The organism is Prescottella agglutinans, assembly GCF_004011865.1.
Lineage (GTDB): Bacteria > Actinomycetota > Actinomycetes > Mycobacteriales > Mycobacteriaceae > Prescottella > Prescottella agglutinans.
This window is the reverse complement of the sequence record NZ_RKLP01000001.1, coordinates 439,271-453,902: the sequence shown is the minus strand read 5'-3', so window position 1 is coordinate 453,902 and position 14,632 is coordinate 439,271. Positions and strand designations below refer to the sequence as shown.

14 protein-coding genes are annotated in these 14,632 nt (G+C 70.4%); 10 read left to right on the top strand and 4 right to left on the bottom strand.

All coding sequences use genetic code 11. From position 1 onward, the window contains the following. Positions 1 to 62: 62 nt before the first annotated feature. The 7 genes from serB (at position 63) to EGT67_RS02080 (ending at position 6,962) form a co-directional block, all read left to right on the top strand. On the top strand, positions 63 to 1,289 hold the full coding sequence (gene serB, locus EGT67_RS02110) for a phosphoserine phosphatase SerB (RefSeq protein ID WP_127914369.1): 1,227 nt from the start codon (positions 63 to 65) through the stop codon (positions 1,287 to 1,289). Beyond that, a complete protein-coding gene (locus tag EGT67_RS02105; RefSeq protein ID WP_127914368.1) occupies positions 1,286 to 2,035 on the top strand; it encodes an aminoacyl-tRNA hydrolase in 750 nt (249 codons plus the stop codon). The genes serB and EGT67_RS02105 overlap by 4 nt, the downstream gene beginning before the upstream one ends. 59 nt (positions 2,036 to 2,094) lie before the next feature. Beyond that, positions 2,095 to 2,925 (top strand): ABC transporter ATP-binding protein, encoded by an 831-nt coding sequence (locus EGT67_RS02100; RefSeq protein WP_127914367.1) that lies wholly within the window; start codon positions 2,095 to 2,097, stop codon positions 2,923 to 2,925. A gap of 148 nt (positions 2,926 to 3,073) precedes the next feature. Next, the gene (locus EGT67_RS02095; RefSeq protein ID WP_164877477.1) at positions 3,074 to 3,892 is read left to right on the top strand and encodes an NUDIX hydrolase; all 819 of its coding nucleotides are present in this window, start codon (positions 3,074 to 3,076) and stop codon (positions 3,890 to 3,892) included. A gap of 9 nt (positions 3,893 to 3,901) precedes the next feature. Then, positions 3,902 to 4,681: an enoyl-CoA hydratase/isomerase family protein gene (locus tag EGT67_RS02090; protein ID WP_127914365.1), complete on the top strand. Its 780-nt coding sequence runs from the start codon at positions 3,902 to 3,904 to the stop codon at positions 4,679 to 4,681. Positions 4,682 to 4,812: 131 nt separating this feature from the next. After that, positions 4,813 to 5,787, top strand: a complete 975-nt coding sequence (locus tag EGT67_RS02085; protein WP_127914364.1) for a class I SAM-dependent methyltransferase — start codon at positions 4,813 to 4,815, stop codon at positions 5,785 to 5,787. A gap of 17 nt (positions 5,788 to 5,804) precedes the next feature. After that, positions 5,805 to 6,962, top strand: a complete 1,158-nt coding sequence (locus EGT67_RS02080; RefSeq protein ID WP_127914363.1) for a THUMP-like domain-containing protein — start codon at positions 5,805 to 5,807, stop codon at positions 6,960 to 6,962. Positions 6,963 to 6,971: 9 nt separating this feature from the next. Here EGT67_RS02080 and EGT67_RS02075 read toward each other — a convergent pair whose 3' ends face one another. Next, the gene (locus EGT67_RS02075) at positions 6,972 to 8,282 is read right to left on the bottom strand and encodes an outer membrane protein assembly factor BamB family protein (RefSeq protein WP_127914362.1); all 1,311 of its coding nucleotides are present in this window, start codon (positions 8,280 to 8,282) and stop codon (positions 6,972 to 6,974) included. A gap of 160 nt (positions 8,283 to 8,442) precedes the next feature. Between EGT67_RS02075 and ald the strand changes: the two genes are divergently transcribed. The 3 genes from ald (at position 8,443) to EGT67_RS02060 (ending at position 10,930) form a co-directional block, all read left to right on the top strand. After that, positions 8,443 to 9,573 (top strand): alanine dehydrogenase, encoded by a 1,131-nt coding sequence (gene ald / locus EGT67_RS02070; RefSeq protein WP_127914361.1) that lies wholly within the window; start codon positions 8,443 to 8,445, stop codon positions 9,571 to 9,573. A gap of 113 nt (positions 9,574 to 9,686) precedes the next feature. After that, on the top strand, positions 9,687 to 10,094 hold the full coding sequence (locus EGT67_RS02065) for a hypothetical protein (RefSeq protein WP_127914360.1): 408 nt from the start codon (positions 9,687 to 9,689) through the stop codon (positions 10,092 to 10,094). Positions 10,095 to 10,150: 56 nt separating this feature from the next. Further along, complete coding sequence (locus EGT67_RS02060) at positions 10,151 to 10,930, top strand: acyltransferase (protein WP_127914359.1); 780 nt, start codon at positions 10,151 to 10,153, stop codon at positions 10,928 to 10,930. Between the two features lie 17 nt (positions 10,931 to 10,947). Here the strand turns inward: EGT67_RS02060 and EGT67_RS02055 are convergent, their stop codons facing one another. Genes EGT67_RS02055 through EGT67_RS02045 form a run of 3 tightly spaced genes read right to left on the bottom strand, consistent with a single transcriptional unit; the run spans position 10,948 to position 14,626 of the window. Continuing rightward, a complete protein-coding gene (locus tag EGT67_RS02055) occupies positions 10,948 to 12,192 on the bottom strand; it encodes a glycosyltransferase family 4 protein (RefSeq protein WP_127914358.1) in 1,245 nt (414 codons plus the stop codon). After that, on the bottom strand, positions 12,192 to 13,775 hold the full coding sequence (locus tag EGT67_RS02050; protein WP_206612260.1) for a 1,4-alpha-glucan branching protein domain-containing protein: 1,584 nt from the start codon (positions 13,773 to 13,775) through the stop codon (positions 12,192 to 12,194). The genes EGT67_RS02055 and EGT67_RS02050 overlap by 1 nt, the downstream gene beginning before the upstream one ends. Continuing rightward, positions 13,772 to 14,626: a class I SAM-dependent methyltransferase gene (locus tag EGT67_RS02045; RefSeq protein WP_421958071.1), complete on the bottom strand. Its 855-nt coding sequence runs from the start codon at positions 14,624 to 14,626 to the stop codon at positions 13,772 to 13,774. The genes EGT67_RS02050 and EGT67_RS02045 overlap by 4 nt, the downstream gene beginning before the upstream one ends. Between the last annotated feature and the right edge of the window lie 6 nt (positions 14,627 to 14,632).

The window sequence follows — 14,632 nt, the reverse complement described above, 5'->3', positions numbered from 1 at the left end:
TTGGCAGAATGGGGGCGGTATTTCTTTCACGTTGTTCGAGCGCAAACGAACGGAGTTACTCGGTGGGTGCGTCAGACGCCACTGTTCTGGTGACGGTTACTGGTCCGGACAGGCCCGGCGTGACGTCGGTGCTCTTCGCGGCGTTGTCGCGTCACGACGTGAGCCTCCTCGACGTCGAACAGGTGGTGATCCGTGGTCGGCTCACCCTCGGCGTCCTCGTGCAGTGCCCCACCGACCCCGAGTCCCTCCAGGAGGAACTCGAGGAAGCCATGGACACCGTGGGCATGAACGTCGACGTCGAGATCGGGGCCGACCCGGCCGGCCGCCAGCAGGTGTCGACCCACGCGGTCGTCGTCCTCGGCAGCCCCGTCAGCGCCCGCGCGTTCCGGTCGCTGTCGCGTGAGCTGGCCCGGCAGGGCGCCAACATCGATTCGATCCGCGGCGTCGCCGACTACCCGGTCACCGGCCTCGAACTGATGGTCACGGCGTCGAGCACCGGTGCCGAGGCCGACGCGCAGCTGCGGGCGGGCCTCGCGGAGGTCGCGGCCGGCGAGAACGTCGACGTCGCCGTCGAGCGCGGCGGACTCGCCCGGCGCGCCAAGCGTCTGATCGTCTTCGACGTCGACTCGACCCTCGTGCAGGGCGAGGTCATCGAGATGCTCGCGGCACGGGCCGGTGTCGAGGACGAGGTCCGCGCCGTCACCGAGGCGGCGATGCGCGGCGAGATCGACTTCACAGAATCGCTCCACCAGCGGGTCGCCACCCTTGCCGGGCTCGACGCGTCCGTCATCGACGACGTCGCCGCCGATCTGCAGCTGACGCCGGGCGCGCGCACCACCATCCGCACCCTGCGTCGCCTCGGCTACCACTGCGGCGTCGTGTCGGGCGGCTTCCGCCAGGTGATCGAGGGCCTCGCGCACGAACTCGAACTCGACTTCGTCCAGGCCAACACGCTCGAGATCGTCGACGGCAAGCTCACCGGTCGCGTCGTCGGCGACATCGTCGACCGCGCCGCCAAGGCCACCGCGCTGCGCAAGTTCGCGGCCGAGGTCGGCGTTCCGATGGAGCAGACCGTCGCGGTCGGTGACGGCGCCAACGACATCGACATGCTCACCGCCGCCGGCCTCGGTGTCGCGTTCAACGCGAAGCCGGCGCTGCGCGAGGTGGCCGACACCGCGCTGTCGCACCCGTTCCTGGACGCGGTGCTGTTCGTGCTCGGCGTGACCCGCGACGAGGTCGAGGCCGCCGACGCGGTCGACGGTGTCGTGCGGCGCGTGCCGATCCCATGACCCTGACGGGGGACGGTTTCGCGGCGCGTCACGCCGTGCTGGCCGCCGGATACGGCAACCGACCGGACCCGGCGGATCCCGCGCAGGTGCTGGCGATGCCGATCGTGCTGCACATCCCCAAGGCCGACCCGCCCGCGCGTAGCGCGCTGCTCGCCGCGGCGGCGTCGGCGACCGTCGCGCTGTGCCTCGACGACCGCGTCGGTCCCGATGCGGACGGTATGCCCGGACCGTGGCAGCACGCGCTGCGGGAGTGGACCGACGCCCGCATCCGCAAGGTGGCCCGGCGGGCCCGCGGCGCGCAGTGGCTCGCCGCGCAGGACGTCGACGGGGTGACCGTCGACGTCGGCGGCGCCCAGGCGCGGGCCCTGGTGCCGGGACGGGTCGGCGAACTCGACCCGCGGATCAAGAAACTGCAGATCGGTGGCACCGATCTCGACCACGACGCGCCGGGACCGGTCCCGGCCGGGACGCCCACGCTGTGGGTGAACGCCTCGCTCGGCATGACCGTCGGCAAGGCGGCCGCGCAGGTCGGGCACGCGTCGATGCTCCTGGCCGGTGCGATGTCCCCGGAGCGGGCCCTCACGTGGGCGGCCGACGGCTACCGCTGCGCCGTCCGGGACGCCGACGAGAAGGCCTGGGCCACGCTGTGTGACGAAGTCGCCGCAGGCCGGGCGATCGCGGTGCGCGACGCCGGGTTCACCGAGGTGGCGCCGGGTTCGATGACAGTGATCGCGCCGGTTCGGTGATCCGGTAGGCGACACGCAGGTCCGGTCCAGTCGGCGCCGTGGAAATCCCGTACGGGAAGATGGTCGCTGTGTCGGAACCAGATCCTGATCTCCTCATCGATTTCGAAGACGTCCTGATTCGCCGGGGCGGAGCGACCCTCGTCGGCCCGGTTTCCTGGAAGGTGGAGCTCGACGAGAAGTGGGTCGTACTCGGCCCCAACGGCGCGGGCAAGACGTCGCTGCTGCGCATCGCCGCCGCCGAGGTCCACCCCACGGCCGGTGTCGCGCGGCTGCTCGGCGAGACCCTCGGCCGCGTCGACGTCACCGAGTTGCGTCCGCGGATCGGGCTGTCGTCGTCGGCTCTCGCGCACCGTGTTCCGGCCGACGAGGTCGTGCAGGATCTGGTGGTCTCGGCCGGCTACGCGGTGCTCGGCCGGTGGCGCGAACAGTACGAGAACATGGACACCGAGCGTGCCGTCGAGATGCTCGAGAGCCTCGGCGCCGAGCACCTCGCCGAGCGCACCTACGGGACGCTGTCCGAGGGCGAGCGCAAGCGCGTGCTCATCGCCCGCGCCCTGATGACCGATCCCGAGCTGCTGCTGCTGGACGAGCCGGCCGCGGGCCTCGACCTCGGCGGTCGCGAGGAACTCGTCGCGCGCCTGGGCGATCTCGCCGCCGACCCCGATTCGCCGGCGACCGTGCTCATCACGCACCACGTCGAGGAGATCCCGCCGGGCTTCACGCACGCGTTGCTGCTCTCGGAGGGGCGGGTCGTCTCGCAGGGCCTGCTCGACGACGTCATCACCGCCGAGAACCTCAGCGAGGCGTTCAGCCAGTCGATCAGCCTCGACCGTGTCGACGGCCGGTACTTCGCCCGCCGCACCCGCCACCCCGGTCTGCATCGGGCCTGACGCCGGCCGGACGGCTCCGCGACACGCGGGGCCTTGCCGCGCGATGGGACTGGTGGTGAGGCGTCCGTCACTCGGGGCGTAGGTTCCCGGTATGGGAACTACTCGAGAGTCGGGCGCCTCCTCCTCCGGCGCCGCGCAGCAGGCCGGAATGTTCGACGAGACGCGGACCGCGGCCACCGCCCCCGCGCCGAAGGACGCCTCGACCGTGATGCTCGTGCGCGACGCGGCGTCGGGCGTCGAGGTGTTCCTGCTCCGGCGGGTCGCGGGGATGGCGTTCGCCGGCGGGATGACGGTGTTCCCCGGCGGCGGTGTCGATCCGAGCGACGGCGTCGCGGACGTGCGCTGGGCGGGCCCGTCGCTGTCGTGGTGGGCGGAGCGGTTCGGTGTCGACGAACCGCGCGCCAAGGCGCTGGTGTGCGCGGCGGTGCGGGAGACGTTCGAGGAGTGCGGGGTCCTGCTCGCCGGGCCCACCGAGGACACTGTCGTGGCCGACACCAGTGGCTACGCGGAGGCGCGCCGCCAACTCGAGTCGCGGGAGTTGTCGTTCGCGGACTTCCTGGCACGGGAGAATCTCGTCCTGCGCACGGACCTGTTGCGCCCGTGGGCGAACTGGATCACCCCGGTGCAGGAGGGTCGGCGCTACGACACCCGCTTCTTCGTCGCGGTCCTGCCCGAGGGGCAGCTGGCCGACGGTGAGACGTCGGAGGCAGCCGAGGTCGCGTGGCGGACACCGGCTGCGGCCGTCGAGGATTGGCGCGAGCGTCGCAGTGTCCTGTTGCCGCCCACGTGGAGTCAGCTCGATGCGCTGGGCCGATTCGACGGCGTCGACGCGATTCTCGCTGCGGAGCCGGAAATCTCGCCGATCCTGCCGGTCCTGAGCTTCGTGGACGGCAACCCGCGCGTCTCGTTCCCGGGTGACGAGGGTTACTACGACACCGGAGCGTTGCCGTGGGGTACCGACAAGTAAGTTGGTCACATGTCTGAGTTTGTGACCCTCGAGGTTTCCGAAGGTATCGGCACCATCCGTCTGGCGCGTCCCCCGATGAACGCCCTGAACCGGCAGGTGCAGGAGGAGATTCGGGCGGCGGCTCGTCAGGCGACCGTCGATCCCGAGGTCAAGGCCGTCATCGTCTACGGCGGCGAGAAGGTGTTCGCCGCCGGCGCCGACATCAAGGAGATGGCGGAACTCGACTTCGTGCAGATGAGCGAGATCATCGCCGACCTGCAGTCCGCCCTCGGCGCGATCGCCGACATCCCGAAGCCGACGGTCGCCGCGATCACCGGGTACGCGCTCGGCGGCGGCCTCGAGGTCGCGCTCGGCGCGGACCGTCGCATCGCCGGCGACAACGTCAAGCTGGGTGTGCCGGAGATCCTGCTGGGCATCATCCCCGGTGGCGGTGGCACGCAGCGTCTCGCGCGGCTGGTGGGCCCGGCCAAGGCCAAGGACATGGTCTTCACGGGCCGGTTCGTCGGCGCCGAGGAGGCCCTGGCGATCGGTCTCATCGACGAGATGGTCGCCCCGGACGAGGTCTACAACGCGGCGCGCAAGTGGGCGTCGCAGTTCACCGGCGCCGCGAGCCGTGCGATCGCTGCCGCGAAGGCCGCCATCGACCAGGGCCTCGACACCGACCTGGCGACGGGCCTGAAGATCGAGCAGCACCTGTTCGCGTCGCTGTTCGCGACTGCCGACCGCACCATCGGCATGGAGTCGTTCGTCGAGAACGGCCCCGGCAAGGCGAAGTTCACCGGCAAGTAGCCGCCTACCGCGATTTGCGCACTTGTCGGTGTCCACGGGATCCCGACCGCATCGACAAGTGCGCAAATCGCCCAGGGCGGAGCCGAAAACTAGAACTTGTTCATTGCTTACCTTTCGGTAGGATTCCTCGCATGACTGCAAGCCCGACAGATCCCGCACCGAACCCGCACGCCACGGCCGAACAGGTCGAGGCTGCGTTGCAGGACACGAAGCTCGCCCAGGTGCTGTACCACGACTGGGAAGCGGAGACGTACGACGACAAGTGGTCCATCTCGTACGACGAGCGCTGCATCGACTACGCGCGTGGCCGCTTCGACGCCGTCGCCGGCGATCAGCCGTTGCCGTACGAGCGGGCCCTCGAGCTGGGCTGTGGCACGGGCTTCTTCCTCCTCAATCTGATGCAGGGTGGGGTCGCCAAGACCGGTTCGGTCACCGACCTGTCCCCGGGCATGGTCAAGGTCGCGCTGCGTAACGCCGAGCACCTCGGGCTGCCCGTCGACGGTCGCGTCGCGGACGCCGAGACGATCCCGTACGAGGACGACACGTTCGACCTCGTGGTCGGACACGCGGTGCTGCACCACATCCCGGACGTCGAGCAGTCGCTGCGCGAGGTGCTGCGCGTGCTCAAGCCGGGTGGCCGTTTCGTCTTCGCGGGCGAGCCCAGCACGATCGGCAACTTCTACGCGCGCTGGCTCGGTCGCGCGACGTGGGCGGCCACCACCAACGTCACCAAGCTGCCGTTCCTGTCCGACTGGCGCCGTCCGCAGGCCGAGCTCGACGAGTCGTCGCGCGCCGCCGCGCTCGAGGCCGTCGTCGATCTGCACACGTTCGATCCCACCGATCTCGAGAACATCGCGAAGTCGGCGGGTGCCGTCGAGGTCAAGGCCAAGACGGAGGAGTTCGCCGCGGCACTGCTCGGCTGGCCGGTCCGCACCTTCGAGGCCGCGGTGCCGCCCGAGAAGCTGGGCTGGGGCTGGGCCAAGTTCGCGTTCGGCGGCTTCAAGACGCTGAGCTGGGTGGACGAGAAGGTGCTCCAGCACGTGGTCCCGCGCAACTTCTTCTACAACGTGATGATCACCGGCGTGAAGCCGGGCGCCACCGACTGAACTGAGCCGAACGAGCTTTGGGATACGACTTCACGATCGACGACGTCGACTACCTGCGCAGCGAGGAAGGCCTCGCGGCGCTGGCGGAGACGGCGGAGTCGGAGCTGTCCACGCGCACGCGTCTGGCCGACATCGGCCGGGCGCGTGCGCGTTTCGGTGACCGGGCCGGCCTGATCGTCGAGACGGTGCTGCTGCGACGCAAGGCGGAGGCCAAGCTGCACGGCGCCGCGACGTGGCTGTTCACCGACGACGCGCTGCAGCAGGCGACGCCGCTGGCCGTCGCGCGACATCGCGGCGCCCGGTTGGCGGGCCGGCGGGTCCACGACGTCACGTGTTCGATCGGTGCCGAGTTGTCGGCGCTGGTCCCGTTGGCGGACACCGTGATCGGCAGCGACCTCGACCCGGTGCGGCTGGCGATGGCCGCGCACAACGTGCCCGGCGCGACGCTGGTGCGGGCCGACGCGCTGCGCCCGTGCACGCGCGAGACCGTCGTGATCGCCGACCCGGCGCGGCGGTCGGGTGGCAAGCGGACGTACGACCCGGCGGCGTTGATGCCGCCGCTGCCGGACCTGCTCGACGTCTACGCGGGGCGTGATCTCGCGGTCAAGTGCGCACCCGGACTGGATTTCGATCGTCTCGACTGGGACGGCGAGGTGGAGATCGTCTCGCTCGACGGCGGTGTGCGCGAGGCCTGCCTGTGGTCGCCGGGGCTGTCCGGCGCCGGCGTGCGGCGTCGTGCGAGCGTGCTGCGCTCGGACGGGACGGCGTGGGAGATCACCGATGCCGAGTCGGACGACATCCCCGAGCGGGAACCGGGGGAGTGGATCGTCGACCCGGACGGCGCGGTCGTGCGCGCGGGCCTGGTTCGCCACTACGCGGCCCGGCACGGGCTGTGGCAACTCGACCCCCGGATCGCGTACCTGACCGGCGACAGCGTCCCTGACGGGGTGCGCGGGTTCCGGGTGCTGGCGCGGCTCAAGTACACCGAGAAGGCGCTGCGGCAGGAACTGGCGGCGCGCGACTGCGGTTCGGCCGAGATCCTCGTGCGGGGCCTCGACGTGGACCCGGCCGTGCTGCGGCCACGCCTGAAGCTGCGGGGCACCACCCCACTGTCGGTGGTGCTCACGCGAATCGGGCGCACCCCCTTCGCCTTCGTGTGCGCGGCGCGGGACTGACCGGCCGCCCTACTGCTTCAGGACGAACAGTTCGCCGATCAGCGTCGGGGTGAGGACCTCGCCGTCCGGCCCGATCGAGGTGCCCGCGGTGAAGCCGGTGGCGCCGGGCAACGCGTCCTGGTCGAGCGTCTCGCCGGTCTTCGTGTCGAACGTGAGCAGCGCGACCCCGCTGTCGCCGTCGCGCACCGTCGTGTACCCGGTCGCGCCGGCGGCCTGGGCCGGAGCACCCACCTGCAGCAGATCGCCGCGCTCCCACGCCACTTCGGCGCTGTCGCCGCGGTCCCGCAGGGCCAACAGTCGTCCGTTCTCGCCGCCGGCCGGGACGATCAGTCCGTCGGCCGAGACGGACGGGCCGCCCAGGGGTCGGTAGCCGAGGTCGTGGCTCCACTTCGGAGATCCGGATTCGGCGTCCACCGCCCACAGGTGGCCGGCATTGTCGTTGCCGTACACCGTCTTTCCGTCGGCCGACAGCACCGGGCCGGCCGGGCTCCCGCCCTGCACGGTGCTCGTGGACCAGTCCTGGTCGATCTTCGGGTCCTCACCGCCGGTGTAGCGCATCGCAACGAGGTCCGCCTGCGCCGCACCGGGCCGCCAGAACGTGAAGACGAACCGGCCGCTGCTCAGGTCGAGCGCGGGGGAGTTCGGGACCGGGCACGGCGACGCGCCGTCGAAGCACTGGTCGAGGCCGAGTCCGTTGGGCACCGGTTCGATGTTCGCGCCCTGCGTGTACGACGCCGGCGGGATCAGGTCGTACGAGGGGACCACCTTGAAGCCGGTCTGCGGATCGAGCACGTTGATCTGGCCCAGTTGGGTGACGAAGAGCAGGTTGCCGTCGCCGGTGAACTGCGCGGACAGCGGAGTTCCGGTGACCGGTGTGCGCCAGCGCAACTGGCCGTGCTCGTTGAACGAGCTCATCGCGCCTTCCTCGCCCACGTAGACGTTGGTGGCGCCGTCCACGACGGGCGACGAGATGGCGGCGCCGGGGCCGATGCGGTTGCACCAGCGCTTGCGGCCGGACTCGATCTGGAACGACAGCAGATTGCAGCCCTGCTCGGCCTGCGAGGTGAGGAAGATCTGACCGCTCGCGGCGACCGTCGCCCGGGTGGGTGTCGGACCCCCTATCGGCCGGGTCCACGAGAGGTCGAGCGAGCGCGCGCCCGTCACCGCACTCGTGTCGCTGTTGCGGGCGTCGGAGTGCATCCCCGGCCATCCGCCCGCGCCGAAGACGTTCTCGGTGCCGGAATCCCCGCCACATCCTGTGAGAAGGAGGGCCGAGATCGCCGTCAGCGCTGCCGCCGACGACCTGAGGGCACGCCGCATTGGATCTCCTCGAATCGGAATCTGGTCGGACCAGAGACTATCCCGGCCACGATTCGGCGTCGGCGAACCGCCCCGGCGCATTTCGTGGGACCCTCGATGCAGGCCCACCATCGGCCGTTGCAGTGGGCGCTCACGGATCCGTTCCGGCGGAGGAGACATCATGAGAATTGGTGTGCCGAAGGAGATCAAGAACGGGGAGCTCCGGGTCGCGCTCACTCCGCTCGCGGTGAACGAGTTGCGCGTGCAGGGGCACGACGTACTCGTCGAACGTGGGGCCGGGGTGGGCTCGTCGATGCCCGACGGCGAGTTCGTCGCCGCCGGTGCACGAATCCTCGACCGCGCGGAGGACGTGTGGGCGGAGGCCGACCTCGTGGTGAAGGTCAAGGAACCGCTCGCGCCGGAGTACGAGTCGATGCGACGCGGGCAGGTCCTGTTCACCTACCTCCACCTGGCCGCGTCGCTCGAGTGCACGGAGGCGCTGTTGTCGAGCGGTGTCACCGCGATCGCGTACGAGACGGTGGAACGGCCCGACGGGTCGTTGCCGCTGCTGGCGCCGATGAGTGAGGTCGCCGGTCGCCTGGCGACCCAGGTGGGTGCGCACGCGCTGCAGGCGTCGGCCGCGGGGACCGGCTCCGGGCGAGGCATCCTGCTCGGCGGGGTGCCGGGAGTCCAGCCGGCCCGGGTCGTCGTCATCGGCGCGGGCAGCGCCGGGACGCACGCGACGGCGGTCGCGGTCGGCATGGGCGCCCGGGTGACGGTGCTGGACCGCGACGTCGAACGTCTACGGGCCGCGCACGTGCGGTTCGGGTCCCGGATCTCGACGGCGGTGTCGACGCGCACCGAGCTGGAGCAGACGCTGACCGACGCCGACCTGGTGATCGGAGCGGTCCTGGTGCACGGGGCCCGCGCGCCGCATCTGGTCTCGTCCGAGCAGGTGTCCCGGATGCTGCCGGGGAGCGTGCTGGTGGACGTGGCGATCGATCAGGGCGGGTGCTTCGAGGATTCACGGCCCACCACTCACGACCGACCTACCTATGTAGTTCACAATTCTATTATTTACGCCGTTCCCAATATGCCGAGCGTCGTTCCCCATACATCCACCCACGCTTTGGTAAATGTCACCCTGCCGTTCGTGTCGGCGGTCGCCGGAAAGGGTTGGCGCGCGGCGATGCGGGACGATCCGGCACTCGCGATGGGGCTCAACACCTGGTCCGGGCAGGTGACGCACGGGCCTGTCGCGCTCGCGCACGCTCTGCCGCACGTTTCCGTGGAGAACGCACTGCGCGGCTGAACTGTCCGATTGGCGTGAACGTCAATCATGCAATTCGCGTGTCCGCCGATTGTTGCCGATCGTTTATCTAATTTCACTGCGACACGGCACGGGCAATTGTGTCTAATGGTTTCATGCAGCCGGGAGCGGGGACGGAATCCGAAGTACAGGCGCGGGAACCTGATACGCGTGAGGCCGGCGATCCTCCGGCGGCGCCCGACACGCGAGCGAAATCTCCCGTCGTATCCGATTCGCAGGACGACTATCTGCTCGGTTCCCCGTCGGCGGGCCGCGTCGTCGCGATACTCCTCGTCGCCGGGATCGCCGGTGCCGTGGGCCTCGTGATGGCGTCGGTCGTCGCGATGCTCGTCACCGCCGCGGTCGGGGCCGTGACCGCCTGGCTGGTCGCGCACGACTGGGTGCCGCGAGGGGGGCGGCAGCGGGCCGGGAAGCGTCACGTCACCGTCAGCCCGGGTTGGGCGAGTCGATCCTGGAGCGGACAGGCGTGGGGTGAACGCGGCGTCGGACGGCGTGCCGCGTAACCGACACCGAGGGCACGTGACGGGGCGCACAGTCGCGATCCGTAGGCTTGTGTGTCATGACGAGCATGTGGGGCGCACCGTTGCGCTCGAGGTGGCGCGGATCTCGACGTCGGGACAGTGAGCAGGCCCGATTCCTGACGCTGGCCTCGCTGAAGTGGGTCATGGCGAACAAGGCGTACACACCGTGGTACCTGGTCCGTTACTACCGCCTGGCGAAGTTCAAACTCGCGAACCCGCACATCATCACCCGCGGCATGGTCTTCCTCGGCAAGAACGTCGAGATCCACTCCACGCCCGGGCTCTCGCGGATGGAGATCGGCAAGTGGGTTCACATCGGTGACGGCAATGCCCTGCGCTGCCACGAGGGTTCGCTGCGGATCGGCGACAAGGTCGTGTTCGGCAAGGACAACGTCGTCAACACCTACATCGACATCGAGATCGGCGCGTCGACCCTCGTCGCGGACTGGTGCTACATCTGCGACTTCGACCACCGGACCGAGGACGTGACGATGCCGATCAAGGACCAGGGCATCGTCAAGGGCCCGGTCCGCATCGGACCCGACACGTGGATCGCCGCGAAGGTCACGGTGCTGCGCAACACGCGTGTCGGCCGCGGCTGTGTGCTGGGTGCACACGCCGTGGTCAAGGGCGACATCCCCGACTTCAGCATCGCGGTCGGTTCCCCGGCGAAGGCCGTGAAGAACCGCCGCGTCGACTGGGAGTCCGGGGCCGAGGAGCGGGCGAAGTACATCGCCGCCCTCGAGGACATCGCCCGCAAGAAGAACGCGGCCGATCCCGCCGCCGTGAACGGCAACGGGGCGGCTGCCGCGAAGTGAGCCGGACCGGGGGCCCGCTACCGACCGGGTAGCGGGCGCTCGGGAATCTCCGGCCGCGCCAACGGGTGCCGGACCCGCCGCTTGGCCGCTGAGTACACCTGCACGGTCTCCTCGGCCACCTTGCCCCAGTCGAAGTCGGCGGTCAGTCGATCGCGTGCCGCACGCGCCCGAATCTGCGCTGCGGCCGGATCGTCGAGCGTCTCCCGGACCGCGGAGGTGAGGCCCTCCACGTCGCCCGGCGCGAACGACAGTCCGGTCGCGCCGTCGACGACGGCCTCGCCGAGCCCGCCGGCGGTCGACGCGATCAGCGGGGTGCCCGCGGCCGCAGCCTCGAGCGCGATGATCCCGAACGGCTCGTACCGGCTGGGCAGCACGATCGCGTCGGCGCCGTGCAGCCAGCCGAGCAACTCCTCGTGGTCGAGGTTGCCGAGGAACGTCACCGACCGGGCGACGCGGTGGGCGCGGGCCTGCTGCTGCAGCCACTCGAATTGGGTGCCCTCGCCGGCGATCGCCAGCGTGGTACCCGGATGGCTGCGGCGGATCCGCGGCAGCGCGGCGATCGCGTCCTGCACGCCCTTCTCGTACTCGAGTCGTCCCACGTACAGCAGCGTCGCGGGCCCCGACCGCGGTGCGCGGGGGCGGTAGCTCCACGTGGTGACGTCGATGCCGTTGCGGATCACCGTGATCGGCGGCAGTTCCGGGCCGTAGAGCTCGGTGACCTCGTCCTCCATGGAGGCCGAGCACGTGATGATCGAGTCGGACTCGTTGGCGAGCCACCACTCCACCGAGTGCACCTGACGGTTCACCCGGCCCGACAGCCAGCCGCTGTGCCGGCCGGCCTCCGACGCGTGCAGCGTCGAGACCAGCGGGACGTCGTAGAACTCGGCGAGCGCGATCGCCGGGTGCGCCACCAGCCAGTCGTGCGCATGCACGACGTCGGGCTGCCAGCCCTCGCCGATGCCCTCCTTCGACAGGGCGACCCCCGCGCGGACCATCGCGTGCCCCATCGCCAGCGTCCACGCCAGCATGTCCTCACCGAACACGAAGTGCGGCGGATCCTCGGCGACGGCGACCACCAGCACGCCGTCGGCGATCTCCGTCGTCGTGGGATGCGTGGACGGGTCGGTGCCCGACGGTCGCCGCGCCAGCACGACCACCTCGTGGCCGGCCGCGGCGAGTTCGGTGGCGAGATGGTGGACATGTCGCCCCAGCCCGCCCACCACGACGGGCGGGTACTCCCACGAGACGATCAGAACTCTCATCACTTGCTCCCAGCGAATGCGGCTGTTTCAGTCAGGGGACCGGGCAGGCGCCGCGCGTCGAGTGCGGGGAACAGACCGTCGGCGGCGTTCCATCCGGCGGCGAGACGACGGGCGACGTCGTCCCGACCGGACGCGACGGCGTCGGCGATCTCCCGCAACGCGTGGGCGTGCTTGTGGGCCCGGTCGCGCGCGTACCCGGCTGCCGAGTCCTTGCTGACCATGAACGCCCAGTCGCTCGAGACCGTCATCAGCGTCTCACGCAACATCTGGTCGTGGACCCGATTGCGAAGTTCGGGGTGTTCCGGGTTGGCATCGCGGGACTTGTCGATCGTGTCCAACGCGGTCTGCACCACCTCGGCGTTGAGCTGGACCAGGTCCTGTACCTGGTCGCCGGCCCACACCCGCCAGTCCTTGCCCGAACCCCACGACGAGTCCTGAAGTTCGACCGGTTCGCCCACGTAACCGCGGGCGCGGGCGTCGGCGAGGGTGCCGACCTCGATGCCCGCCTCCGGCAGCGCGCGCAGCACCTTCTCGAGCCACTGCGGGCCCTCGAACCACCAGTGCCCGAACAGCTCGGTGTCGAACGCGGCGACGACGAGTGCGTCCCGGCCCACGCGCTCGGACTCGCTGCGCAGGCGTCGGCGCACCGTCTCGACGAAGTCGTCGACGTGCTGGTCGATGGCGACCGCGGCCAGCGCCGGATCGTACGGCGCCTTCTTCTCCGACGGCACCGTGCGGCCGGTGACCCGGGCGGGCTTGAGCCCGGTGTCGTGGTCGTAGGTGTGGAAGTCGCGGTACGCGGCGTGGCCCGGGTAACCGGTCTTCGGGGACCAGACGCGGTAGCTCACCTCCAGGTCGCGACCGAACGCGACGACGTCGGAGTCCCACACCGGCCGGCCCGCCGACGTGTCGCCGCGCAGCGCAGGGCCGTCGACCATGAAGTGCGACACGCCCGCCGCGGCGTAACCGCGTTCCATGCCCGGCGTGTAGCCGCACTCGGGGGCCCAGATCCCGGCCGGGGTGTGGCCCCAGCGGGCCCGCGCGTCGGCGAGTCCTTCGGTGAGCGAGAACGCCCGCATCCGCTCGTCGAGCAGCGGCTGGAACGGGTGCGCGAGCGGTCCGCCGAGCAGTTCGATCGTCTCGGCGTCGATCAGTTCGCGCAGGACTGCGGATCCGCCGTGGCGCCAGCGGGTCTCGAAGTCCTCGAGCGCCGCAGCGGACGCGCGGTGCTCGCGCGCGCCCAATTCGCGCTGTGACTTCGACGACATCCCGGCGGCCTCGTGCGCGCGGATCTGCCAGTTGCCGAGCCAGTGGTGCATGCCGTCGAGGCAGTGCGGGTCGTCGAGCTGGGCCGCGAGCACCGGGGTGATGCCCAGCGTGAGCAGCCGGGTGCGGCCCTCCGCGGCGAGTCGGCGCAGCACCGACGTCACCGGCAGGTACGTCGCCGCCCACGACTGGTACAGCCACTCCTCGCCCACGGGCCAGCGGCCGTGGTTCGCGAGCCACGGCAGATGCGAGTGCAGGACCAGGCAGAACATGCCCGGCTCGGTCTTCGTCACGGCAGCGCCGGTCGCGCTGGTCATTTCAGGGGATCCTTGATCGCGACCGCGACGAGGTCGAGGCTGTCGTCGATGTCGGCCTCGCGCAGCACGAAGTCGTCCACACCGATGCCCTCGACGTCGCGCGTGAGCTCCTCCGGCCACGGCTCGCCGGCGAGGGCACGCTCGATCTGGGCGTCGATGAAGGATCCGCCGTGCTTGGCGTCGAGTTCACGCAGCCGCGGACCGTGGTGGACGCCGGTCATGATCGCGACCCGGAACCCGGCTTCGACCAACAGTTCGGTCAGTTCGGCCGCGTTGAGCTCGCGGGTGTGGAACGGGTTGAGCGGGGTGTCGCGGCCGGGGGAGAACGTGATCCGGTTGGGGGTGCTCACGAGCAGCTCGCCGCCGGGGCGCAGCACGCGGTGGCACTCGCGCAGGAACTGAGCCTGATCCCACAGGTGTTCGATCACCTGGAAGTTGACGACGGTGTCCACGGACCCGTCCTCGAGCGGCAGCTCGGCGAGGTTGCCGTGCAGCATCTCCACGCGGGGGTAGCGGGCGCGGACGTGTTCGACGGCCGAGGTGTCGTAGTCGAGTCCTGTGACCTTGGTCGCTACGTCGGCAATCATGTTGGCGCCGTAGCCTTCTCCCGATCCGGCCTCGAGCACGGTGCGGTCGGCGCAGCGGGGGAGGAGGTCGCGGTAGACCACCTCGTGGCGCCGGAACCAGTAGTTCTCCTCGGGGATTCCGGGCACCGTGCGTTCGCCGGTCAACGGCAGCGTGGACGCCTCGTCGGATGCGTCGGTGCGCTCGGTCGTGGAACCAACTGTGGATTCGCTCACCTCAGCGAGGTTAGTGGCATCGGACCGGACAACCGTCGGGGTGGTCCACATCACAGC